This window comes from Candidatus Streptomyces philanthi, assembly GCF_059553635.1.
Genome location: NZ_JCANQV010000416.1, coordinates 1 through 3,908, shown reverse-complemented (window position 1 = coordinate 3,908; position 3,908 = coordinate 1). Strand labels below are relative to the sequence as shown.

The 3,908-nt window shown below is 74.6% G+C and carries 4 protein-coding genes; 3 read left to right on the top strand and 1 reads right to left on the bottom strand.

From position 1 onward, the window contains the following. Nucleotides 1-249 precede the first annotated feature (249 nt). From chsH3 to AC51EU_RS28100, 3 genes are all read left to right on the top strand, one after another. Complete coding sequence (gene chsH3 / locus AC51EU_RS28110) at nt 250-1,134, top strand: enoyl-CoA hydratase ChsH3 (RefSeq protein WP_496269902.1); 885 nt, start codon at nt 250-252, stop codon at nt 1,132-1,134. 43 nt (nt 1,135-1,177) lie between these two features. Further along, entirely contained in the window at nt 1,178-2,254 is a 1,077-nt protein-coding gene (locus AC51EU_RS28105; RefSeq protein ID WP_496269901.1) for a Zn-dependent alcohol dehydrogenase, read from the top strand. A gap of 79 nt (nt 2,255-2,333) precedes the next feature. Next, on the top strand, nt 2,334-3,275 hold the full coding sequence (locus AC51EU_RS28100) for a 3-oxoacyl-ACP reductase (protein WP_496269900.1): 942 nt from the start codon (nt 2,334-2,336) through the stop codon (nt 3,273-3,275). Between the two features lie 84 nt (nt 3,276-3,359). Here the strand turns inward: AC51EU_RS28100 and AC51EU_RS28095 are convergent, their stop codons facing one another. Beyond that, nucleotides 3,360-3,527 (bottom strand): hypothetical protein, encoded by a 168-nt coding sequence (locus AC51EU_RS28095; protein WP_496269899.1) that lies wholly within the window; start codon nt 3,525-3,527, stop codon nt 3,360-3,362. Between the last annotated feature and the right edge of the window lie 381 nt (nt 3,528-3,908).

Genomic DNA, 3,908 nt, shown 5'->3' with positions numbered 1-3,908 from the left:
CCGGCGGCGTGGCACGGAACCCCGCCCGCGGCAGGCCCCGTACCCATTGGGTGACAGTGTGTCAGTTTCCCTCCGTGCGCCCCCTTCCGACCCCGGACCGGATCGGCTATACATGACCCCCATCGGCTAGAACGCGTTCTAGAACTGTCGGACCGGTACGCGTCCGCCGACTCCTGCGACCCCGGCCGGGCCGACGGTGCGGACGACCGGGCCGGGGTCTTCCACCGCACCGAAGGAGCCCGCAGCCCGATGCCCATCGACGCCGCCAAGGCCACCTCGGCCGAACCACGGACCACGGAACTCACCTGGGACCACAAGGACGTCCAGCTCTACCACCTCGGCATCGGCGCGGGCGCCGCCACCCCGGAGAACCCCCACGCCGCCACCGATCCCCGCGAACTGCGCTACACCCTGGAGAGCCGACTGCACGTCCTGCCCGGCTTCGCCACCGTGGCGGGCGGCGGCATGGCGCTGGCCGGCGGCCTCACCGCGCCCGGCATCGACGTCGACCTCGCCGCCGTCCTGCACGGCGGCCAGACCGTCACCGTCCACCGCCCCCTCCCCGTCGGCGGGCGCGCCACCTCGACGTCCACCGTCCCCGCCGTCTTCGACAAGGGGAAGGCCGCCGTCATCGTGCTGCGCTCCGAGGCCGCCGACGACGAGGGGCCGCTGTGGACCTCCGACAGCCTGATCTACGTCCGCGGGGAGGGCGGCTTCGGCGGCGACCGCGGCCCCTCCACCCGCCTCGACCTGCCCGGCCGCGCCCCCGACGTCACCGTCGAGCGGCGCACCCGCGAGGACCAGGCGCTTCTCTACCGCCTCTGCGGCGACTGGAACCCGTTGCACGCCGACCCGGAGTTCGCCCGGCTCGCCGGCTTCGACCGGCCGATCCTGCACGGCCTGTGCACCTACGGCGTCGCCCTCAAGGCCGCCGTCGACACCGCCCTGGACGGCGACGTCTCCCGCGTCCGCTCGTACACCACCCGCTTCGCCGGGGTCGTCCACCCGGGCGAGACCCTGCGCGTCCGGATCTGGCGGGACGCCCCCGCCCCCGGCCGCCTCCAGCTGTCGGTCACCGCCGCCGACCGGGACGACGCCCCGGTCCTCGCCGACACCGTCGTCGAACACGGCTGACCGGCCGCCGCCCGCACCCCGTCCGCCCGAAAGGAGCCGCACCGTGCGCGCAGCCGTACAGCACACGACAGGAGAGCCGAGGCTCGACGTCGTCGACGACGTCGAGGCGGTCGGCATGGGACCGGGCAAGGTCAGGATGCGCATCCGGGCGACCGGGCTGTGCCACTCCGACCTGTCCGCGATGAGCGGGGTGCTGCCCCAGCCCGCGCCCTTCGTCCCCGGGCACGAGGGCGCGGGGGAGATCATGGACGTCGGCGACGGCGTCACCGCGCTGCGGCCCGGCGACCGGGTGCTGATGTGCTGGCTGCCCGCCTGCGGCACCTGCCCGTCCTGCCGCCGCGGCCAGACGCATCTGTGCCTGTCCGGGTTCCTGAACGCCGGGACCCCCAACTTCCGGCGGCCCGGCGGCGAGGTCTTCGGCTTCGCCGGCACCGGCACCTTCGCCGAGGAGGTCGTGGTCCCCGCCAACTGCGCGGTCCCCGTCCCCGACGACGTCCCCTTCGACATCGCCGCGCTGATCGGCTGCGGCGTCACCACCGGGATCGGTGCCGTCGTCAACACGGCGCGGGTCGAGGCCGGTTCGTCCGTCGCGGTGATCGGCTGCGGCGGCGTCGGCATCGCCGTCGTCCAGGGGGCGCGGGCCTGCGGCGCCGCCCACATCACCGCCGTCGACCCGGTCGAGGGCCGCCGCGAGGCCGCCCTGCGCTTCGGCGCCACCGAGGCCGTCGCCCCGGAGGGCCTCGACGACGCCAAGGCCAGGGCCACCGCGGGGGAGGGCTTCGACCACGTCTTCGAGGTGGTCGGCAGGTCCGCCACCGCCCGCACCGCCTACGGGGCCACCCGCCGCGGCGGCACCCTGTGCGTGGTCGGCGCGGGCGCGGCGGACGACCTGCTCCAGCTCAACATGTTCGAGCTGTTCTTCGACGAGAAGCGCATCCTGCCCTCCCTCTACGGAGGCGGTGACGTGCTGCGCTCCTACGGGCGGACCATCGCCCTGTGGCGGGCCGGGCGGATCGACCTCGAAGGGCTCATCACCCACCGCGTCCGGCTCGACGAGATCAACGACGCCCTCGACCAGATGCGCACCGGCACCGCCCTGCGCACCTGCGTCGAGGTCTGAGCCGCCCCCGGTGCCCGCCCGTGGTGCGCGGCGCGGCGGGCGGGTACCGGGGACACGACAGCGACCCGAGAGGACTGCCATGGCACTGCCCCTGGAGGGCCTGACCGCGATCGTCACCGGCGCCGGACGCGGACTCGGCCGCGCCGAGGCGCTCGAACTCGCCCGGCTCGGCGCCGCGGTCGTCGTCAACGACTTCGGACAGCCCGGCCGCGACGGCAGCGGGGAGGCGTCCGCCGCCCCCGCCGAGGAGGTCGCCGCGGAGATCACCGCGGCGGGCGGCCGGGCCACCGCCCACCTGGGCGACGTCGCCGACCACGAACAGGCCCGTGAGCTGGTCGAGCTGGCCGTCGGCACCTACGGACGGCTCGATGTCCTCGTCAACAACGCGGGCATCCTGCGTGACCGGATGGTCTTCTCGATGACCGAGGACGAATGGGACGCGGTCATCCGCGTCCATCTCAAGGGCCACTTCAACACCACGCGCTTCGCCGCCGCCCACTGGCGCGACCGCGCCAAGGCGTCGGGGGCCCCGGTCCACGGCCGGATCGTCAACACCTCCTCCGAGGCGTTCCTCGCCGGCTCGGCGGGCCAGCCCAACTACGCCGCGGCCAAGGGCGGCATCGTCGGACTCACCACCTCGACGGCCCAGGCCCTGGCCAGGTACGGCGTCACCGCCAACGTCATCTGCCCGCGCGCCCGCACCCGGATGACCGAGGACGTCTTCGCGGGCTTCGCCGTCCCCGAGGAGGGGCGGCCCGACCCGCTGGCCCCCGAGCACGTCGCCCCGCTCGTCGGCTATCTCGCCTCACCGGCCGCCGCCGGCGTCAACGGACGGCTGCTGGTGGTGCACGGCGGCATGGTCGCGGTCGTGGAACGCCCCGCGGTCGCCGCACAGTTCGACGCCCGCGGCGACTTCTTCGACCACGCCGAACTCGACGCGGCACTCACCCCGTACTTCGCCGGCCGCCCGCCGGGCGAGACCTTCGCGGCACCGGAGGTACTGGGCCTCAAGCGCGGCTGAGCGGGGCCGGCCGGGCGGAAAGGACCGAGGCCGCCGCCCCCTTCGCGGGGAGCGGCGGCCTCGGATGCCGGTGTGCCGGGCAGGTCACGCGCCCTGGGGCTGCATGACACGGCGGTGACGGCCCTGCGCGGTGGCGTCGGACTCCTCCGTCGCCGCGGGGCCGCGGTGCCTGCCGGAGCCTGTGGCCTCGGCGGCCTGGGCGGACGTCCCCTGCGGGCGCGCCTCGGTCGTGTCGGTTCGGGCTTCGGACATGGAAAGTGTCACTCCGTCGGATCGCTTGTGCTGTACGCGTCGGGACCGCCTGCGGCATCACCGTCGGTGGCCGGGTCAACCGGCTGCGTAGCCCCCGTTCAAAGTCTAACGGGGCGGTTGATCACGCTCCACCGTGCCTCTCCGGCCGGGAGTGGTGCCTGTTGCAGCGGTACCGGCCTGCAGGGTTGGGGATGTGCGGGAGCGTCGTACGGTTCCCCGAAAGATCCCTCCGGATGTGTGGATGCTGTGGAGGCGGGGGCGGGCCGGGGGGCGTCCGGGGCGAAGCCGGTACCGAAGCGGGCGTTCCTGTCGATGTCCCTCATCTCCCGGACATCGGCGGGGAATCCGGCACCCGGTCCCGGCCGGGGCGCCGCCGCGGTC